Annotated in this window: 15 protein-coding genes; 2 read left to right on the top strand and 13 right to left on the bottom strand. The window is 70.2% G+C overall.

All coding sequences use genetic code 11. The annotated features are described in order from the left end of the window. Nucleotides 1-59: 59 nt before the first annotated feature. Genes KY572_RS18535 through KY572_RS18520 form a run of 4 tightly spaced genes read right to left on the bottom strand, consistent with a single transcriptional unit; the run spans nucleotide 60 to nucleotide 4,493 of the window. The gene (locus KY572_RS18535) at nucleotides 60-857 is read right to left on the bottom strand and encodes a hypothetical protein (RefSeq protein ID WP_224244167.1); all 798 of its coding nucleotides are present in this window, start codon (nucleotides 855-857) and stop codon (nucleotides 60-62) included. Beyond that, complete coding sequence (locus tag KY572_RS18530) at nucleotides 854-2,134, bottom strand: ABC transporter permease (RefSeq protein WP_224244166.1); 1,281 nt, start codon at nucleotides 2,132-2,134, stop codon at nucleotides 854-856. Before KY572_RS18530 ends, KY572_RS18535 begins: the two co-directional genes overlap by 4 nt. Then, nucleotides 2,131-2,829 carry an ABC transporter ATP-binding protein gene (locus KY572_RS18525; RefSeq protein WP_224244165.1) on the bottom strand — a complete coding sequence of 233 codons (699 nt, stop codon included), beginning with the start codon at nucleotides 2,827-2,829 and terminating at the stop codon, nucleotides 2,131-2,133. The genes KY572_RS18530 and KY572_RS18525 overlap by 4 nt, the downstream gene beginning before the upstream one ends. Further along, entirely contained in the window at nucleotides 2,826-4,493 is a 1,668-nt protein-coding gene (locus KY572_RS18520) for a DUF3352 domain-containing protein (protein ID WP_224244163.1), read from the bottom strand. Before KY572_RS18520 ends, KY572_RS18525 begins: the two co-directional genes overlap by 4 nt. A gap of 177 nt (nucleotides 4,494-4,670) precedes the next feature. On the opposite strand from KY572_RS18520, the gene KY572_RS18515 reads away from it, so the two are divergent. Next, a complete protein-coding gene (locus KY572_RS18515; RefSeq protein ID WP_224244161.1) occupies nucleotides 4,671-5,774 on the top strand; it encodes an alpha/beta hydrolase in 1,104 nt (367 codons plus the stop codon). A 15-nt stretch (nucleotides 5,775-5,789) separates the two neighbouring features. Here the strand turns inward: KY572_RS18515 and KY572_RS18510 are convergent, their stop codons facing one another. From KY572_RS18510 to KY572_RS18495, 4 genes are all read right to left on the bottom strand, one after another. Next, the gene (locus tag KY572_RS18510; RefSeq protein ID WP_224244159.1) at nucleotides 5,790-6,032 is read right to left on the bottom strand and encodes a hypothetical protein; all 243 of its coding nucleotides are present in this window, start codon (nucleotides 6,030-6,032) and stop codon (nucleotides 5,790-5,792) included. A 181-nt stretch (nucleotides 6,033-6,213) separates the two neighbouring features. Continuing rightward, a complete protein-coding gene (locus KY572_RS18505) occupies nucleotides 6,214-7,020 on the bottom strand; it encodes a hypothetical protein (RefSeq protein WP_224244157.1) in 807 nt (268 codons plus the stop codon). A gap of 30 nt (nucleotides 7,021-7,050) precedes the next feature. Beyond that, nucleotides 7,051-8,238 carry an ABC transporter substrate-binding protein gene (locus tag KY572_RS18500; RefSeq protein WP_224244155.1) on the bottom strand — a complete coding sequence of 396 codons (1,188 nt, stop codon included), beginning with the start codon at nucleotides 8,236-8,238 and terminating at the stop codon, nucleotides 7,051-7,053. 27 nt (nucleotides 8,239-8,265) lie between these two features. After that, nucleotides 8,266-9,000 (bottom strand): PspA/IM30 family protein, encoded by a 735-nt coding sequence (locus KY572_RS18495; protein ID WP_224244153.1) that lies wholly within the window; start codon nucleotides 8,998-9,000, stop codon nucleotides 8,266-8,268. 215 nt (nucleotides 9,001-9,215) lie between these two features. On the opposite strand from KY572_RS18495, the gene KY572_RS18490 reads away from it, so the two are divergent. Beyond that, nucleotides 9,216-10,607: a sensor histidine kinase gene (locus tag KY572_RS18490; protein ID WP_224244152.1), complete on the top strand. Its 1,392-nt coding sequence runs from the start codon at nucleotides 9,216-9,218 to the stop codon at nucleotides 10,605-10,607. A gap of 16 nt (nucleotides 10,608-10,623) precedes the next feature. Here KY572_RS18490 and KY572_RS18485 read toward each other — a convergent pair whose 3' ends face one another. From KY572_RS18485 to KY572_RS18465, 5 genes are read right to left on the bottom strand one after another with little or no spacing between them, the layout of a single operon-like run. Then, complete coding sequence (locus KY572_RS18485) at nucleotides 10,624-11,955, bottom strand: 5'-deoxyadenosine deaminase (RefSeq protein WP_224244150.1); 1,332 nt, start codon at nucleotides 11,953-11,955, stop codon at nucleotides 10,624-10,626. A 35-nt stretch (nucleotides 11,956-11,990) separates the two neighbouring features. Next, complete coding sequence (locus KY572_RS18480; protein WP_224244149.1) at nucleotides 11,991-12,395, bottom strand: cytidine deaminase; 405 nt, start codon at nucleotides 12,393-12,395, stop codon at nucleotides 11,991-11,993. A 22-nt stretch (nucleotides 12,396-12,417) separates the two neighbouring features. Further along, the gene (locus tag KY572_RS18475) at nucleotides 12,418-12,774 is read right to left on the bottom strand and encodes a PilZ domain-containing protein (RefSeq protein ID WP_224244148.1); all 357 of its coding nucleotides are present in this window, start codon (nucleotides 12,772-12,774) and stop codon (nucleotides 12,418-12,420) included. A 17-nt stretch (nucleotides 12,775-12,791) separates the two neighbouring features. Then, nucleotides 12,792-13,622, bottom strand: a complete 831-nt coding sequence (locus KY572_RS18470) for a purine-nucleoside phosphorylase (RefSeq protein WP_224244147.1) — start codon at nucleotides 13,620-13,622, stop codon at nucleotides 12,792-12,794. A 40-nt stretch (nucleotides 13,623-13,662) separates the two neighbouring features. Then, complete coding sequence (locus KY572_RS18465) at nucleotides 13,663-15,696, bottom strand: ATP-binding protein (RefSeq protein ID WP_224244146.1); 2,034 nt, start codon at nucleotides 15,694-15,696, stop codon at nucleotides 13,663-13,665. Nucleotides 15,697-15,802 lie beyond the last annotated feature (106 nt).

Here is a 15,802-nt window from a genome sequence, read left to right as displayed (position 1 = left end):
TCTACAGGGTCAACCATCGCGGACGCGGAGGGGAGCGTGTAGGCAAGCAGGCCGCCTGCTCAGGGTGCCGGGCGAGCATCCTGGCCCCCGTTGCCGGGCTCGGAGGGCTGCGCCGCGGTGCGGCCCGAGCCTCGGAAGGGCTCGGAGGGTGCCGGCTCGGGGGCGGGAGCCTCCTCGGAGGGCAAGGGCTGTACCAACATGAAGCGCGGTTCACCCCCGACGGAGAGCACCTCTGGAGAGCCGAAGCGGCGCTCGGCGGGGAGCCCCACCAGGGTGATCCAGGCCCCCTTCCGCCCTGATGCGACGCAGTAGATGAGCGTGCCGGGCTGGAGGCCGGGGGCCGAGCGCACGGGGCCCTCGCAGTCCTGGCGGACCTGGAGGGTGTACTGGGAGGCCGGCTGGCCGCGGATGAGGTACGGCGGGCGCCCGAGCTGCTCGAGCAGGGGGTTGAGGGAGGCAGGGTCAGCGGGGACCGCATCCCGGGTGGCCTGTCGCTGCGCCAGGTCCTGGAAGTAGCGCAGGGACATGGAGGCCAGGTCCACGGAGCTCAGCGGCATGCGCTTCTCCGCGAACACGAGATCCACGAAGAGTGCGGCCACGAGGACGATGGGTAGCAGCCTGTAGCCCTTGAAGTCATCGTCCTGGCGGCGCAGCAGTCCCCACACCACCACACCCAGGGCGAGGGTGCCGATGACGAGGACGATGATGGGGCGGACGAGGGGCGGAGGCTCGAGGAAGGCGGAGACCTCGGCGGAGCGGGCCTGGACGGCGTCGAAGACGTCGCCGCCATAGAGCCAGGCCAGGAGGACCAGACAGACGCCGTTGGCGAGGAGGACCTTTCGGGAAGGCAGCGTCATCCGGCGAGCGTCCGGGCGGGATCCATGGCGGCGGCGCGGCGGCTGGGGAAGTAGGCGCCGGCGAGCGCGGCGAACAGCCCAAGCGCCACGCCTCCGAGCACCACGGGCCAGGGGAAGGAGAAGAAGCTGTCGGGCTTGAAGGGGAAGTCCGGCAGGTAGCGGGCGGCGAGCCGGTTGATGACGAGGGCGAGCAGCAGCGCGGCCCCTGTCCCGATGGCACCGCCGGCAAGGCCCACCACGCCGGCCTCGGCGAGGACGATGTTGCGGACGTCTCCGCGCGAGGCGCCGACAGCCTGCATGACGCCGATCTCCTTGGCGCGAGCGCGCACGGAGGCGGAGAGGGCGTGGGCGATGTTCACGGCGGCCAGCACGCAGATGAGGATGGACAGCAGGGCGAGCGCGGAGGTGGTGAGCGTGACGGCGGCGCCCGCGTTCTCGGCCAGCCTGCGCTCCTGATCATCGATCTCCAGACCCATCTCCTTCACGGCGGAGACGAGGGCCGACACCTGCGAGGGGTCCTGGGCCACGAGCGTCACGCCGGTGAACGTCTCGGCATCCACGCCGGAGGCGCGGTTGAGGCGGATGGCCGTCTCGAGCGGGATGGTGATGCCTGCGAGCAGGCCCCGGTCGGAGGCGCCCACCACCTGGGCCTGCGTGGGAGTGGTCGGGCCGCCGGTGGTCTGCGCCACATAGGAGCGGTTGAACTCCACGGGGAAGCCGAAGCCGACGATCATCTGCGGGGAGATCTGCGGGAGCTTGCGCGCCGGAGCGAAGGTCTTGTTGTAGATCTCCAGCAGCCGGGTGGAGATGACGGCGGGGATGGGCTTGTCGGGCCCGGGGTCCTTGAACTCGCCGAGCTGCACGTCGGCGGACACGAGGCCCGGGTCCACGCCGACGGCGAGCACCTCCATGCCCATGCGCAGCCGTGCGCCGAAGAAGGCGCCCTCGTAGCGGCTGACGGCGGGCACGCGGACGTTCATCTTCCGGTACACCTTCTCCACGCCGGGCAGGGCGGACAGACGCTCCACGGTCTCGGCATCCAGCTTGCCGCCGCCGAGCAGCGAGCCGAGCGACACCGCCGGGGGCACCACATCCACCAGCCGCGCGTCGGTGGGGAAGATGCGCTCGCGGATGACTCGGCCGACGCCCAGGCCCAGGCCGACGAAGAAGACGAGCGCCCCGACACCGACGGCCACGCCGAAGGCGGAGAAGAAGGCGCCCCGGCGCTCGCGGGCGATGCTCAGGCGCACCAGGCGGGACAGAGCGGCGAGCCTCATGACGCACCTCCGGGAGCGGTGCGGGCGACAGGCTCCTCGACGAGCCGACACTCCTTGAGTCGCAGCACGCGGCGGGCGGCGGAGCTCATGCGCTCCTCGTGGGTGACGGCGAGGATGGTGAGCCCCTCGCGGTGCAGCTCGTGGAAGAGCTGGATGACGCCAGCGCCGGTGGCGGCGTCGAGGTTGCCGGTGGGCTCGTCGCACAGCAGCAGCTTGGGGCCGGTGAAGAGGGCGCGGGCGATGGCCACGCGCTGGCGCTCGCCGCCGGACAGCCGCACCGGGGCACGGTCCTTCTTGGAGAGCAGGCCCACGCGGTCGAGCATGGCCTCGGCCCGCTTGCGAGCCTCGAGGGAGGCGGCGCCGAAGTGCGAGGGCAGCAGCACGTTCTCCACGGCCGAGAGGTTGGGGATGAGGTGGAAGGACTGAAAGACGAAGCCGACGTGCGAGTTGCGGAAGCGGGCCAGCGCGCGATCGTTCAGGCCGCGCAGCTTGACGCCACCCACCTCCACCTCACCGGAGTAGTGCACGTCGAGCCCGCCCAGCAGGTGGAGCAGCGTGGACTTGCCGCTGCCGGAGGGGCCAACCACGGCGACGAAGTCACCCTGGTCGACTTCCAGGGACAGACCATCCAGCACGCGCACCAGCGTGCCGTCACCGTCGTGGTACTCCTTCACGATGTCTCGCGCTCGAATCACTTGGCCTCGGTGGGCTGGGGAGCGGGCTGGGACGAAGGCTGCTGCGGGGCCGGAGGGAGCGTCAGCTTCAGCGACACCTCGGCCTGCAGGGCCTTCTCCTTCTGGGAGAGGTTGAGGGTCACCGCGCGCAGGTCATCGGTGGCCTCGAGCCACCGGAGGGCGGTGGCCTTGATGGCGAAGCCGCCAATGCCCCAGGCCTCGGAGGGCAGGTTGCGCACGGCGTCCGACAGCTTGCGCAGGTCCATCACCACGGAGAGGACCTGATCCTTCATGGCGCCCTGAAGGTCCTGCGCGAGGGGGAACTCGCCCGGCTTGCCGGCGAGGCCCGTGAGCGCCGCCTCCAGGCGGGAGCGAGGCGCGGCGAGCACCAGCTTTCCCCCAGCCTGGGCGAAGTGGGCGCCCTCCCCTGCCCGGTACGAGGTGAGGTACACGCGCTTGCCGCCCACGTCCTCGGGCTTCACCTGCGCGCCGAAGTTGCCGGCGATGTCGGGCACGCGAGCCAGGGTGGCGTCCGCCTTCGCCACGTCCTTGGGCTCGGCGACGACCATGAGCTGCACGTAGCGGAAGGGGCTGGTGCGGCGGATGTCGAGCTCGGGGATGCCGCTGCCGAACTGGGCGGTGGGGGCCAGGGCCACGCCCATCGCGATGCCGCTCTGGAGGTTGTCGAGCACCTCGCCCTTGATGTCGAAGTTGCTCTGCTGCACGGCGCGGGTGACGTAGGGGCCGACGATGTACGGCCACACGCCGCCGAGGGTGGCCGGGTCTCCCCGGTAGCGGGCGACGAGGAAGCTGTCCGCGGGCAGGTAGCCGAGCAGGTCCGGCCCCTCCTTGGGAACGAGCGGCGCGAGCGCCTGCTGGGTGTCGGGCCACGGGGCATCCGCGCGCAGGGTGACGGCGCGCTCCTCGATGACGCCGGTGAGGGTGAGCCCCTGCACGGTGCCGGGGCGAACCAGGTCGGTGCCGCCGGGGAGATAGATGTGGAAGTCCCGCTCCTTCGGGAGCCGCCCGAGGGAGGCGGCCAGCACGGGCTCCTCGGCGAGGGACTTCTCGGAGGGCTGCGAGGCGAACGTCGCCAGCCGCTCCACGGTGGAGCCCGGGGCGACGAGGACGAAGTCGCCGATGAAGAGCAGGCCCAGCTGGGGCGTGGTGGCGCCCTTCCGGCTGAAGGTGATGAGGGTGCCGCCGCCGGCCTTCTGCTCCGCGCGCTCGGGAGCACCGAGGCGGTTGCGGGCGAGGTTGGAGAAGGTCTCCTCCAGCGTCTTCGCGTCCTTCACACCGAGCACGGAGAAGGCCTGGGTCTGGGAGAGGAACGCGGCGCCGGCGCCCTTGCCCGGGTCGATGCCGGCCTTCTCCATGGCCTGGCGGCTGCGCAGATCCACGCCCACCTGGCGCATGACGGCGGAGACATAGGCCTCCGCGGTCTGGAAGTTCTGCAGCTGGGCGAGGAAGGAGGCGATCTTCAGGTTCTGGAAGCGCGCGAGCTTCTCGCCGAGCGCGCCGAGATCCTGGACGACGATGGCGGCCTGGGCGTCGCGAGGCAGGAAGCGCTCGACGGAGGCGGGCTTGCCGGCGGGGCCGGTCGGGCCGCTGTCCTTCCCACAGCGGGAGCAGCCGGCGAGCAAGACGAGCAGGAGCAGGGACCAGGACGAGGCACGGCGGAGCATGGAGGTGAGTGCAGACGGACCTGGGTCCAGAGTCAATTTCTTCCTGTCACAACCGCTGGATAAGCGTAGGACCCGCCTTGTTCACGGCAGGACACGCTGTTAACAGGGCCGGCATGCCTGCGCCGGGCCCCCTGTATGCCGGCCGGGCGGCACCATCCCTTGAGGAGGAGTCTCGCCATGCGAAGGTTCGTCTCGAGCCAGGCCCGGGTCCTGGTGTGCCTGTGGGCTCTCTGGGTCGCGGCGGTGGCCGAGGCCACGACGCTCCGGGTGCACTACGACGTGGGCTACGGCAATCGCATCACGCTGCGAGGCAGCAAGGCGCCGTTCTCGTGGAGCGCGGGCATCAACACCACATGGACGTCTGGGAACAAGTGGACGTACACGTGGGCGGACTCGGTGGGGGACGTGGAGGTCAAGCCGCTGATCAACGATGCGACCTGGTCGGTGGGCGCGAACTACAAGGTGAAGGCGGGCACCACGGTGGACATCTACCCGTTCTTCCAGGCGCGGGCTGGGAGCCTGGTGAAGGTGAGCAACTTCAGCTCGCCGCAGCTGGGTAACACGCGGAGCCTGAGGATCTACCTGCCGCCGAGCTACGGGCAGAACCCGCTCAAGCGCTACCCGGTGCTCTACATGCATGACGGGCAGAACCTGTTCGAGGCGTCGACGGCGTTCGGCGGCGTGGAGTGGAGGGTGGACGAGACGGCCACCAGCCTGATCAACAACGGGCAGATGGACGAGGTGATCGTGGTGGGCGTGGACAACGGCGGGGCCAACCGCATCTACGAGCTGACGCCGTGCTGCGATCCGCAGTACGGCGGTGGAGGCGCGGACACCTACGAGCGGTTCCTGCTGGAGACGGTGAAGCCGTACATCGACCAGAACTACCGGACGCTGCCGGGCAACAAGAACACGGCGATCATGGGCTCGTCGCTGGGCGGGCTGGACTCGTTCTACACGGGGAGGAGACACCCGGAGGTGTTCTCGAAGCTGGCGGCGCTCTCGAGTTCGTTCTGGTGGAACAACCAGGCGCTGACGCAGCAGGTGGAGGCGTCGACGACGAAGGTAGCGGTGAGCATCTACCTGGACGCGGGGACGAACGGCGACGGGCAGCCGGAGACCACGCGGATGAAGGATGCGCTCGTGGCGGACGGCTACGTGCAGGGCAAGGACCTGTACTACCACGTGGCCCAGGGAGCGGGTCACAACGAGGCGTCATGGGCGGCGAGGCTGAACCTGCCGCTCACGTACCTCTTCCCGTGGCAGAGCACGGTGTACTGAGCGACACGGCCCCGGTTACCTGGGGTTCTGAAGGCGCTCCAGTTGAGCCTGGAGCTCCGCGACGCGTTGCTCCGCGGCCTCGCGCCGTCGAATCACTTCCTGGAGAAGGCGGGCCTCTTCTGGTTCATCCGCTCGTCGGAGCACCTGGTCCAGCATTGCCTGCGCACAGTCGAGCAGTTCCTTGGTTTCCAGCAGCAGCGCGTTGCCTGCCCAGACCTGCAACCTCTCGCCAAGGACCTCGAACTCCAGTTCCAGCACCTCGGAGACGTACCGGCCCTTGCACGAGCGCGCCAGAGGAGAGCCGAAATCGAGTCCGTGGAGCCGGACTGTGAGCCTTGGGAGAGCGGGACGGCCGGCGCGGGAGGACCCATCCGCTGATGGGGGGACCCGCGCCGAGACGAGGGACCCGCGACCTGCGTCCCCCGACTGTGTCCCCGTCTCACCGCACCCGTGTACCGTGCGGCAGCGGCTTGCCGACCTCTTCCTGGAAGTCCATGAAGCGCTCCATCTCGCGCACCGTCTCGTCCGTGGCCTCCACCTCGGCGCTCACCACGTCCAGCTGGCGGTTCACCGTCTCCGGATCGCGGATGGTGATGGACTGCTCGTGGGTCAGCCGCATCAGGTCCTCGATGCCCGCGAGCTGATGGCTCACCACCTCGCGGCTCTCGCCCGCCTGCTGGAAGCGCGCCACCCGCTTGCGGAGGATTTCGAGCCGCTTCTCCTTCACGTCCTTGAGCCGCGGATTGGGCTCCTGCGCCACCTCGGCCTCCAGCTCGCGCAGCTCCTTCTCGAGCTGGGCCCGGTCCGTGCTGTTCAGGTACGTGCGGTGGTGGTTGAGCGCCGACACCAACCGCAGGAACGAGGTGAGCAGCGCGTCCAGCCGCGGCTCGCTGTCGCTGGCGAGCACCTTGCCCGCGGGCAGCCGGCGGTAGTTCTCCAGGATCTTCTCCTTGAGCCCCACCAGCGCCTGGTAGTGCTCCCGCTGCGACGGCGCCAGCTCCGCCAGCAGCGCGTCCACCTGCTTGCGCTCCGCATCCGGCGCCTCGTCCCCACCCTTGGCGCGCACCGCCCGCTGGAAGCGCTTCATCGAGGGGACGATGCCCAGGTACAGCCCCTCCACCCCCAACGCCACCAGCGCCGGCAGCGGCTCGCCCGTCATCAGCGACGAGGCGCCGGCCGTGAGCAGGCCCACCAGGTTGGCGGGCAACAGGAAGGCCGCCTTGATGAAGCTGGGCGAATCCGCCACGACGCATCTCTCCTGCCCCACCAGGGGGCGTCAGGGTCCGCGAGCCTCCGACACGTACTTCAACGCCCCCAGGTCCCGCGTGTCCTCCGCGGGAGGCGCCGACGCCCCCCGCTTGAGCTTCTGGAAGAGCGCCGAGGCGCTCTGGAAGAGCTCGTCATAGGTGACAGGCGCCTCGCCGGAAAGCCCGAAGAAGGAGCGATTGTCCGCCAGCGTCGCCGGAGGCGCCGACCGGATGGCCTCGATGGGGTCTCCCAGATACGGCGCCACGTCTCCCAGCATCCGAGCAGCCGGGGCCGGCTCCTTCTGGACACTCTGCCCGGCATCCAGCAGGCCACGAAGCACCCTGCGCACCGCGTCCGGATAGCGCGCGGCGAAGTCCCCGCGGGCCACCAGCACCGTGGCGATGAGGTGCGGCGCATCCGCCGTCGTCGCCAGCACCGCCCCGCCCCTGTCCCTCGCGGCCAGCTCCACGTCTCCCCACAGCCCCACCACCGCGTCCGCCCGGCCCTCGCGCAGCGCGCGGCCCGCATCCAGCGTGGAGGGCAGCTCCACCCACGTCACATCCGTCGTCCGCAGCCCCGTCCGCGACAGCACCCACAGCGCGAAGTAGTGCGCGGAGCTCATCGGATACACACCCATGCGCTTGCCCCGCAGCGAGGCCAGGTCCGGCACGCCCACCGCCGCCAGCGCCTCCTGCCCCCGGCTGCGCCCCAGCAGCATCACCGTGCGCGGCGCCGCGTCCCGCAGCGAGGGAGCCCACGCCGCCAGCCGGTCCACCGACAGCGCGGCCATGTCCACCCCGCCGTTCTCCGCGCCGATGGCCAGCGCCTGCCGCAGCTCCTCCTCACGGGCAAACAGCACCGCGCGGGCATCCAGCGCGTAGGCCGTCTTGAGCAGCCCCTGGGCCGCGCCGGGCGGAGCCGCGGGCGCATCCAGCGTCATGGAGCCGCCCGTGGCCAGCAGCAGCGCCGACGCCGAGCCTCGCGGGGTGAAGCCGATGAGCACGGGCCTCAAGGGCACCGAGGCCACATCCGCCACCGGAGCCGCCACCCCGGCGGGGAAGTCACCGGGGGACAGGCGAATCGCCTCCTTGGCGGGCGGGAACAGGCGCGCCTGGAGCCGATCCAGGTACCCCAGCCGCGACGCGAGCGTGTAGCCCGCGCCGAACAGGCACAGGGTGAGGAACAGGAAGAGGCCTGGCCCGCGATGCAGCTTCATGGGTGCGGCCCCTTCCCGAAGGGAGGGCTACTTCACCTCCACCTTCTTGCCGATGGTCTTCTCCGCCGGCGCGCCCACGTCGCTCACCGGCGCAGGGCTGTCCAGGCCCATCTCCATCTTGAACTGCTTGACCAGCTCGTTGGCCTGCATCTTCTCGGCCTCTTCCTCGATGGCCAGCGACTGGTGATCCACCGACTCGAGCGCCATCTGCATGCGCGCCTCGTTGACGGCGGCGTTCTCCTGCACCTTGCGGAGCATCTCGTCGTGGGTGGCGTCGATGCCGGCGACCTGGAAGCTCTCCATCGCGTCGGCGACCTTCGACTGCCACTTCGCGCGGCGGGCGTCGCGGATGGCGTTCATCGCCTCCTGCGTCTTGCGCTCCTTCTCGCGCATGAAGAGCTTCTTGACGTTCATCGCCTTCTCGTACGCCGCACGAGCCGTCTGCAGCTGCTGCTCGTTGCGCTCGAGCGCCTGCTTCTCCATCTGGAGCTTGGAGGCGTACTGGGCGGCCAGATCGTCACGGCCCGCCTGGATGGCGGCCTTCACCTTGGCGGTGAGCTCACGCACGTCCTGCTGGTACTTCTGGTTCTCCTTCTCCAGCAGCGTCACGTTCGCCCGCACCATGGCGATGGACTCGTTCATCTTCGGCACCTGGTCGTTCAGGTCCCGAACGTTCTGCTCGAGAATGAGCTCCGGGTCCTCGATGGAGGAGACGAAGAAGCCCGCGAAGCTACGCATTGCTCTCTTGAACCGTTGCCACATGTTGGCTGCTACCTCCTCCAGAAACCTCGGACGACTGGACCTTACACGATCCCGTGGGGCGCCAGCCTACCCTTCTCCCTCCCCTACGGATATCTCGGGTGGGACATTGCCTTCCCCCGAACGGTTCCATCGGACCGTGGCCGGCCCCTCCCCTTCCAGCCGGAGGGCAGTCCACTCCGGACCTCCCGGGGTGATAGTGTCTGGTTCCCTCTCACATGGCCCAGCCGGACACCACAGCCTTCGATGCGCAGCTCGCCGAGGCAGTCGATCAGCAGCGCCGCCGCATCCTGAGGGTAGGTGCGGCGGTCCGGGTCGCCGGCACCTTCCTCTTCCTCCTCATCATCCTGGCGATGTGGCTGAGCGGGCGCCATGACTGGGCGCACTACCCGCTGCCCCTCACGGTGTACCTGCTGGTAGCCGCGGGCCTGCTCGCCCTGCACGACAAGCCGTACGTGCACTGGCTGGACGTGGCCCAGTCCCTGGTGGACGTGGGGCTCATCTTCTGGGTCCAGCACACCGCCCTGCCGCTGTCCCGCTTCCCGCCGGGCATCGCCGGCTTCAGCCTCGGGCTCTTCGCCCTCGTGGTGGTGCTCAGCAGCCTCACCCTCATGCCGGGCGTCGTCTACGCGACGGCGCTGCTGGCCGCCGTGGCCGAGGCCGTCCTCATGCGCGAGGCGGACGTCAGCTACGGCTCGGTCACCATCGCCAGCGTGGTGCTGCTGCTGGTGGCCTTCCTGAGCCAGTACGGCGGCCAGCGCATGCGCCAGCTCGCGGTGGCCTTCACCCGCACGGAGGTGGAGCGCCAGGTGGAGGCCCGGCGCTTCCAGGAAGTCGAGCAGGCCCGCGGCACCATCGAGCGCATGCTGGGCGAGGTGCGCGCCCAGAACGAGCAGCTGCTGACGCTCCAGCGGGACAAGGACCAGCTCATCCAGTTCCTCGTGCATGACTTGCGCTCGCCGCTGTCGGCCCTGAGCATGACGTTCTCCTGGCTGGAGACCGAGCTGGCCGAGGCCGACCTGGCGCTCATGCAGGGGGTGCGCACGGGGCTGGCCGTCACCGGCCGCATGGAGCGGATGATCTCCGAGCTGCTCGACCTGCCCCGGCTGGAGGAGGGCAAGCTGGAGCTGCGCCCCCAGCGCATCGACACCTCCTCCCTGTTCGAGGAGGTGCGCCAGGCCTTCGTCGGGGCGGCGCAGTTCCGCCGGCTCACCCTGGAGGTCGAGGCCACCCAGGGCCTGGTGCTCCACGGGGACCGGGCGCTGCTCACGCGGGTGGTCGAGAACCTGGTCGCCAACGCCCTGCGCTACACGCCTCCTGGCGGGCGCGTGCGGCTGGAGACGGGGCTGGAGGCAGGCGCTCCCTACCTCGCCGTGCGCAACGACGGCCCCTCCATCTCCGAGGAGCTGCGAGGCCGCATCTTCGACAAGCACGTGCAGGGAGAGCAGGAGCGCGCCACCCGGAAGGGCTACGGCCTGGGGCTCTACTTCTCCCGGCTCGCGGTGGAGGCCCACGGTGGCCGCATCGCGGTGGAGGACGCGCCGGGCTGGGGCACCTCGTTCGTCGCGCGGCTGCCCACGACTCCGGGCGAGTCCACCCGCGTGGCTTGACGGGGCCCGCCCCGGCTCAGACGCTGGCGCGCTCCACGAGGCGGGCGGCGTGCAGACGCGCCTTGTCGGCCACCTCCCGCGCATCCATCGTGAGCAGCTGCCGCTCCTTGAGCACCGGCTGGCCGTCGATGATGACGTGGGACACGTCCGTGGAGCGGGCCGAGTGGACGAGCACCCCGAGGACGCTCTCCGGCGTGGGCAGGGTGTGCAGGCCGCGCACGTCCACCACGGTGACGTCCGCGCGCTTGCCCTCCTCCAGCGAGCCGATCTCCTGCTCCAGCCCCAGCGCCCGCGCCCCCTCCAGGGTGGCCATCTCCAGCACGCGCAGCGGCGGCATGCCCAGCGGGCCCACGCGCGGCTTGTGCAGCAGGGCCGCCAGCCGCATCTCCACGAAGATGTCCAGGTTGTTGTTGCAGGGCGCGCCATCCGCGCCCAGGCACACGCGCACGCCCGCGTCCATCAGCTCGGGCACCTTGGCGATGCCGGAGGCCAGCTTCAGGTTGGAGCTGGGGCAGTGGCACACCACCGTCCCCGTCTCACGCAGCAGGCGCTGCTCCTCGGCCGTGGGCCACACGCAGTGGGCCAGCGTCACGTGGGGGCCGCTGATGCCCAGCGAGTGGAAGTAGGCGATGTTGTCCTGGCCGATGCGCTGGCGCACCAGATCGCACTCGGTGGCGTTCTCGCTGGCGTGCGTGTGGATGCGCACGCCCTTCTCCCTGGCCAGCCGGGACACCGCCTTGAGCAGCGGCTCGGTGCAGGACAGGACGAAGCGCGGCGCGAAGGCGTAGCGCAGCCGGTCCTCGTGCTTGCCATGCCAGCGCTCCAGCAGCGCCAGGCTCTCGGCGAGCGAGGCCTCCGTCGTCTCCCGCAGGCCCGCGGGCAGCCCGTGGCCCGTGTCCATCATCGCCTTGCCGCCGGTGAGCCGGAAGCCGCAGTCCCGGGCGGACTCGAAGACGGAGTCGTAGTGACGCACCGTCCCCATGTCGAGCGCCGCCGTGGCGCCGGACTGGATGAGCTCGGCGAACGTCAGGTCCGCCGAGGCCCGCAGGGAGTCCGCGTCATGCGCCGCCTCGTAGGGCCAGATGCGCTCGCGGAGCCAGTCCAGCAGCTCCAGCCCGTCCGCGTGGTTGCGGAACAGCGTCTGGCAGGCGTGCAGGTGGCCATGGATGAGGCCGGGCAGCACCACCTGGCCCCGGACATCGATCACCCGCCGCGCGGCGCCGCGAGCCTTCAGCCCACGGCCAATCCGAGCGATGCGCCCATCCTGGATGAGCACGTCCGCGTCCGCGAGCACCTCGCGCTCGCGGTTCATCGTGACGACGGTGCCATGGGTAAGGAGGATATCCACGCGCGGGGCTGCTCTTAACACAGAGCAGCCCGGTGTCAGAGGAAGTCGCGCGTAAAGGCGTGGGGGAGCAGGTCCCGGAGCGTGTACTGGGCCTCCTCCCCCTTGAGGTTGCGGCTGCGCACGGGCAGGTCCGGCCCGCCGAACTCGGCCATCACCTGCCGGCACATGCCACAGGGGGGACAGGGCGCCGGGGTGTCCACCACGATGGCCACCGCCACCGGCCGGCTGTGCCCCTGGGCCACCGCCGCGGCGAAGGCGTTGCGCTCGGCACACACCGTCAGTCCATAGGTGGCGTTCTCCACGTTACAGCCCGCCACCACCGCCCCGTCCGAGAAGAGCACCGCGGCGCCCACCGGGAAGCGCGAATAGGGCACGTGGGCGCGCTCGCGCACCTTCGTCGCCTGCTGGAACAGCGCCTCCCAGGGAATCTCCTCGGCCATGCTGCCTCCAGGGCTCAGTGGCTCAGCTCTTCGGTGCGGCCAGCTCCATGTCGTCCAGGTGCCTGGCGATGGCCAGCTCCGCCTCGACGGCCATGTCCAGGAAACGCACCCGCGTGGCGCTCCCGTCCGAGCCGGCCAGCACCTCGCCGCGCACCTGCAGCTCGTCCGAGGCGGCGGGCAGGCGGAAGCGCAGCTCCAGCTGCGTGCCCGGCTCCAGCCCCGCCCCCTTGAACGCACACCCCCCGAGCGACAAATCGCCCGGGTGCGACTCGAACGTCGCCTCGCTGCCGGCGCGCCGCACCTGGAAGCTCATGGGCACCCGAGGCGACTCGCGCCGCTCCTCGTTCTTGGGCCCCGTGGAATCAGTCCTCTCCGCCATCGCTGTCGAATCCTTGCTCACGCGCGTGCCACCACAGGAAGAAAGTCCGTCAGCAGCCGCGAGAAGATACCCGCCACCCGGTTTGCCGTCTCTGCCACTTCTTCATGCGTCAGGGGCTTGTCTCCCACCCCTGCCGCCAGGTTGGTGATGCAGCTGATCCCCACCACGGGTACGCCCATGTGGCCCGCGGCCACCGCCTCCGGCACCGTGCTCATGCCCACCGCATCCGCCCCGAGCGTCCGCAGCATGCGAATCTCCGCGGGCGTCTCATAGGAGGGGCCCGCAACCATGGCATACACCCCCTGGCGCAGGGGAACCTGGGTGCGCTGGGCCGCCTCCAGCAGAAGCCCCCGGAGCAAGGGCGCATAAGCCCGGCTCATGTCCGGGAAGCGAGGCCCCAGCCGCTCGTCATTCGGTCCGGTCAGCGCGTTCCACCCGGACAGGTTGATGTGGTCCGTGATGGCCATCAAGTCGCCGGGGGCGAACTGGGTGTTGATGCCGCCCGCGGCGTTGGTCACCACCAGCCCCCGGATGCCGAGCGCGCACAGCACCCGGGCCGGGAAGGCCACCTGCGTGGAGGTGTAGCCCTCGTAGGAGTGGACGCGGCCCTGCATCGCCACGACGACTTCACCGCCCACCTCGCCCACCACCATCCGGCCCGCATGCCCGGGCACCGAGGAGTGGGGGAAGTGCGGCAGCTCCTGGTAGGGGATGACCACCTTGCGCCCGAAGCCGTCCGCGAAGGCGCCCAGCCCGCTTCCGAGGATGATGCCGACGCGTGGCGTCAGTCCCCCCGCTCGCTGGCGGATGGCCTGCACCGTCTCCTGGACCTGTTCGTAAAGCCCCATTTTCCCGGCATCATATACGCCGCCGCGAAATGGACGAGGTTCAGGCCACCGAGCTGTCGTCCGGGCCCCCCCGGGGGGGCGCCTTCATCACCTCCTGGAGGAGGTTGCGGAGCGTGGCCAGCTCCACCGGCTTCTCGAGCCAATAACGCGCCTGGTCGAGAAACTCCTGGGCCCGGGCCGTGAACGCGCCCCCCGTCAGGAAGATCATCCGGTCAGCCAGGGCGGGACGCTGCTCCTTCAGCCGCGCGTGCAGCTCCATGCCGCTGATGTCCGGCATGGCCAGGTCGCAGACGATGACGTCGAAGTCCTCGCCGGCCAGCAGCCGCTGGAGCGCCTCGGGCCCCGAGCTGGTCGTCACGTCGTACTCCGTGCGGAGCGGTCGGCTGAGGGAGGCGGCGACCATGGGCTCGTCATCCACGATCAGGAGGCGTGCGCGTTGGGGGCTCATGGCGGCGGGGGGCCTCTCGGCGGTGGTGGCCGGGGACGTCTCGGTGGCGGGCAGCGTCACGGTGAAGGTGGTGCCCCGGCCGACCTCGCTCCGGACGGTGATCTTCCCCCCGAGCGACGTCACGATGCCGTGGCAGATGGACAGGCCCAGCCCCGTGCCCACCCCGGCGGGCTTGGTGGTGAAGAACGGCTCGAAGATGTGCTCGAGGATCTCCGGCGGGATGCCCATCCCCGTGTCGGAGATCTCCACCAGGACGTGCCCCGACTCCTCCAGCCGGGTGCGGACCGTGATGGTGTGCGCCTCGGGGCGGCCGTCGGGAATGGCCTGCGCGGCGTTCACCAGGAGGTTGAGGAAGACCTGCCCCAGCCGCGTCTCGTCTCCGAGCACGAACGGGACGGGCTGGAAGTCCTTCACCAGCTGGGCGCGCGCGCGCAACTCCTGGGCGGCGACGTTGATGGAGAACTCCAGGCCCTTGTGGACGTCGATCGGCTGGAGCCGGGCCTCGTCGACGCGGGAGAACGTCTTGAGATCGCGCACGATGTTGCGCACGCGCTCGGCGCCCTCGCGCGCATCGGAGACGGCGCCTCGGAGCTCTTCTTGGATGGGCAGCTGCTTGGCGGCTTGGGAGTCCAGGCTCTCCTCCAGGTAGACCAGGTTGCTGGTGATGAAGGTGAGCGGGTTGTTGATCTCGTGGGCGATGCCCCCCGCCAGCGTGCCCAGGGCGGCCATGCGATCGGCCACCATGAGGCGCTTCTCCATCGTCTTGCGCTCGGTGATGTCCTGCAGGGTGCCGCTCATGCGCACCGGCTCGCCCCGCGCGTCCGTCACCACCTGCCCCTTGAGGTGGCCCCAGCGCACCCCGCCCGACGGCCGCACCAGGCGGTACTCGCCATGGAAGGGCCGCCGGTCCGCGCGGGCCTGCGCCAGCGCGAGCTGGAGCGAGGCCTGCTCCTCGGCATGGATGCTCTGGACGAAGGAGTCGTGCCGGACCGGCTCGCCGGGGGCTCGGCCCAGGATGCGATAGAGCTCGGCGGACCAGGTGTGCTGGTCCGTGGCGAACTCCCAGTTCCAGCTCCCCGTGTGGGCGATGGCCTGGGCCTCGGCGAGCGCCGCCTCGCTGCTCGACAGGCGCTCCTCCATCCGCAGCCGCTTCTGGAGCTCGACCCGGGCCACGAGCTGCTCGAGCACCAGCCGGGCCACGAGCTGCCCCAGGATGCCAGCCACCAGGATGTAGCTCAGGCGGATCAGCACCAGGGCCAGGTGCTCCACGAGCTGCCCCATCAGGAACACCAGCACGAGGTAGCCGCTCGCGACCACCGCGGTGGCGATGGCGGTGTCCCGCGCCGTGAAGCGGATGCCGACGGTGATCACCCCCAGCGGCAGGGTGATGACATAGGGGGAGAGCACGCCGCCGGTGGCGTACAGCCACAAGAGCGTGATGAGCACGTCACTGATCGACGTCACCAGGGACGAGGGCCGCACCGTGTCCCGGCGGTAGGGCTTCAGCAGGAAGACGCCGAGGGAGTAGAGCGTGGCGAGGCTCAGCAGCAGGTATGCCAGCCAGGGAGTCGTCCCGGTGTGATCCAGCAGGGGGTAGGTGATCCACCCGGCCGCGACGATCAGCACGCGTTGGACCGCGAGGCCTCGCTCCGCCGCGGAGGCCCTCTCCGCGAGTGCTTCGTCCGTTGACTCCAACACCGGTGCTATACCGCCCTGATTGAATAATTGAAGC

This window comes from Hyalangium gracile, from assembly GCF_020103725.1.
In the GTDB taxonomy this organism is placed as follows: Bacteria; Myxococcota; Myxococcia; order Myxococcales; family Myxococcaceae; genus Hyalangium; species Hyalangium gracile.
This window is presented reverse-complemented; position numbering and strand designations above follow the sequence as displayed.

Bases quoted from the DNA above. Each gene is read 5' to 3' on its own strand.
- KY572_RS18535 (WP_224244167.1), bottom strand. From the start codon at position 857: ATGACGCTGCCTTCCCGAAAGGTCCTCCTCGCCAACGGCGTCTGTCTG.
- KY572_RS18530 (WP_224244166.1), bottom strand. From the start codon at position 2,134: ATGAGGCTCGCCGCTCTGTCCCGCCTGGTGCGCCTGAGCATCGCCCGC.
- KY572_RS18520 (WP_224244163.1), bottom strand. From the start codon at position 4,493: ATGCTCCGCCGTGCCTCGTCCTGGTCCCTGCTCCTGCTCGTCTTGCTC.
- KY572_RS18515 (WP_224244161.1), top strand. From the start codon at position 4,671: ATGCGAAGGTTCGTCTCGAGCCAGGCCCGGGTCCTGGTGTGCCTGTGG.
- KY572_RS18500 (WP_224244155.1), bottom strand. From the start codon at position 8,238: ATGAAGCTGCATCGCGGGCCAGGCCTCTTCCTGTTCCTCACCCTGTGC.
- KY572_RS18495 (WP_224244153.1), bottom strand. From the start codon at position 9,000: ATGTGGCAACGGTTCAAGAGAGCAATGCGTAGCTTCGCGGGCTTCTTC.
- KY572_RS18490 (WP_224244152.1), top strand. From the start codon at position 9,216: ATGGCCCAGCCGGACACCACAGCCTTCGATGCGCAGCTCGCCGAGGCA.
- KY572_RS18480 (WP_224244149.1), bottom strand. From the start codon at position 12,395: ATGGCCGAGGAGATTCCCTGGGAGGCGCTGTTCCAGCAGGCGACGAAG.
- KY572_RS18475 (WP_224244148.1), bottom strand. From the start codon at position 12,774: ATGGCGGAGAGGACTGATTCCACGGGGCCCAAGAACGAGGAGCGGCGC.
- KY572_RS18470 (WP_224244147.1), bottom strand. From the start codon at position 13,622: ATGGGGCTTTACGAACAGGTCCAGGAGACGGTGCAGGCCATCCGCCAG.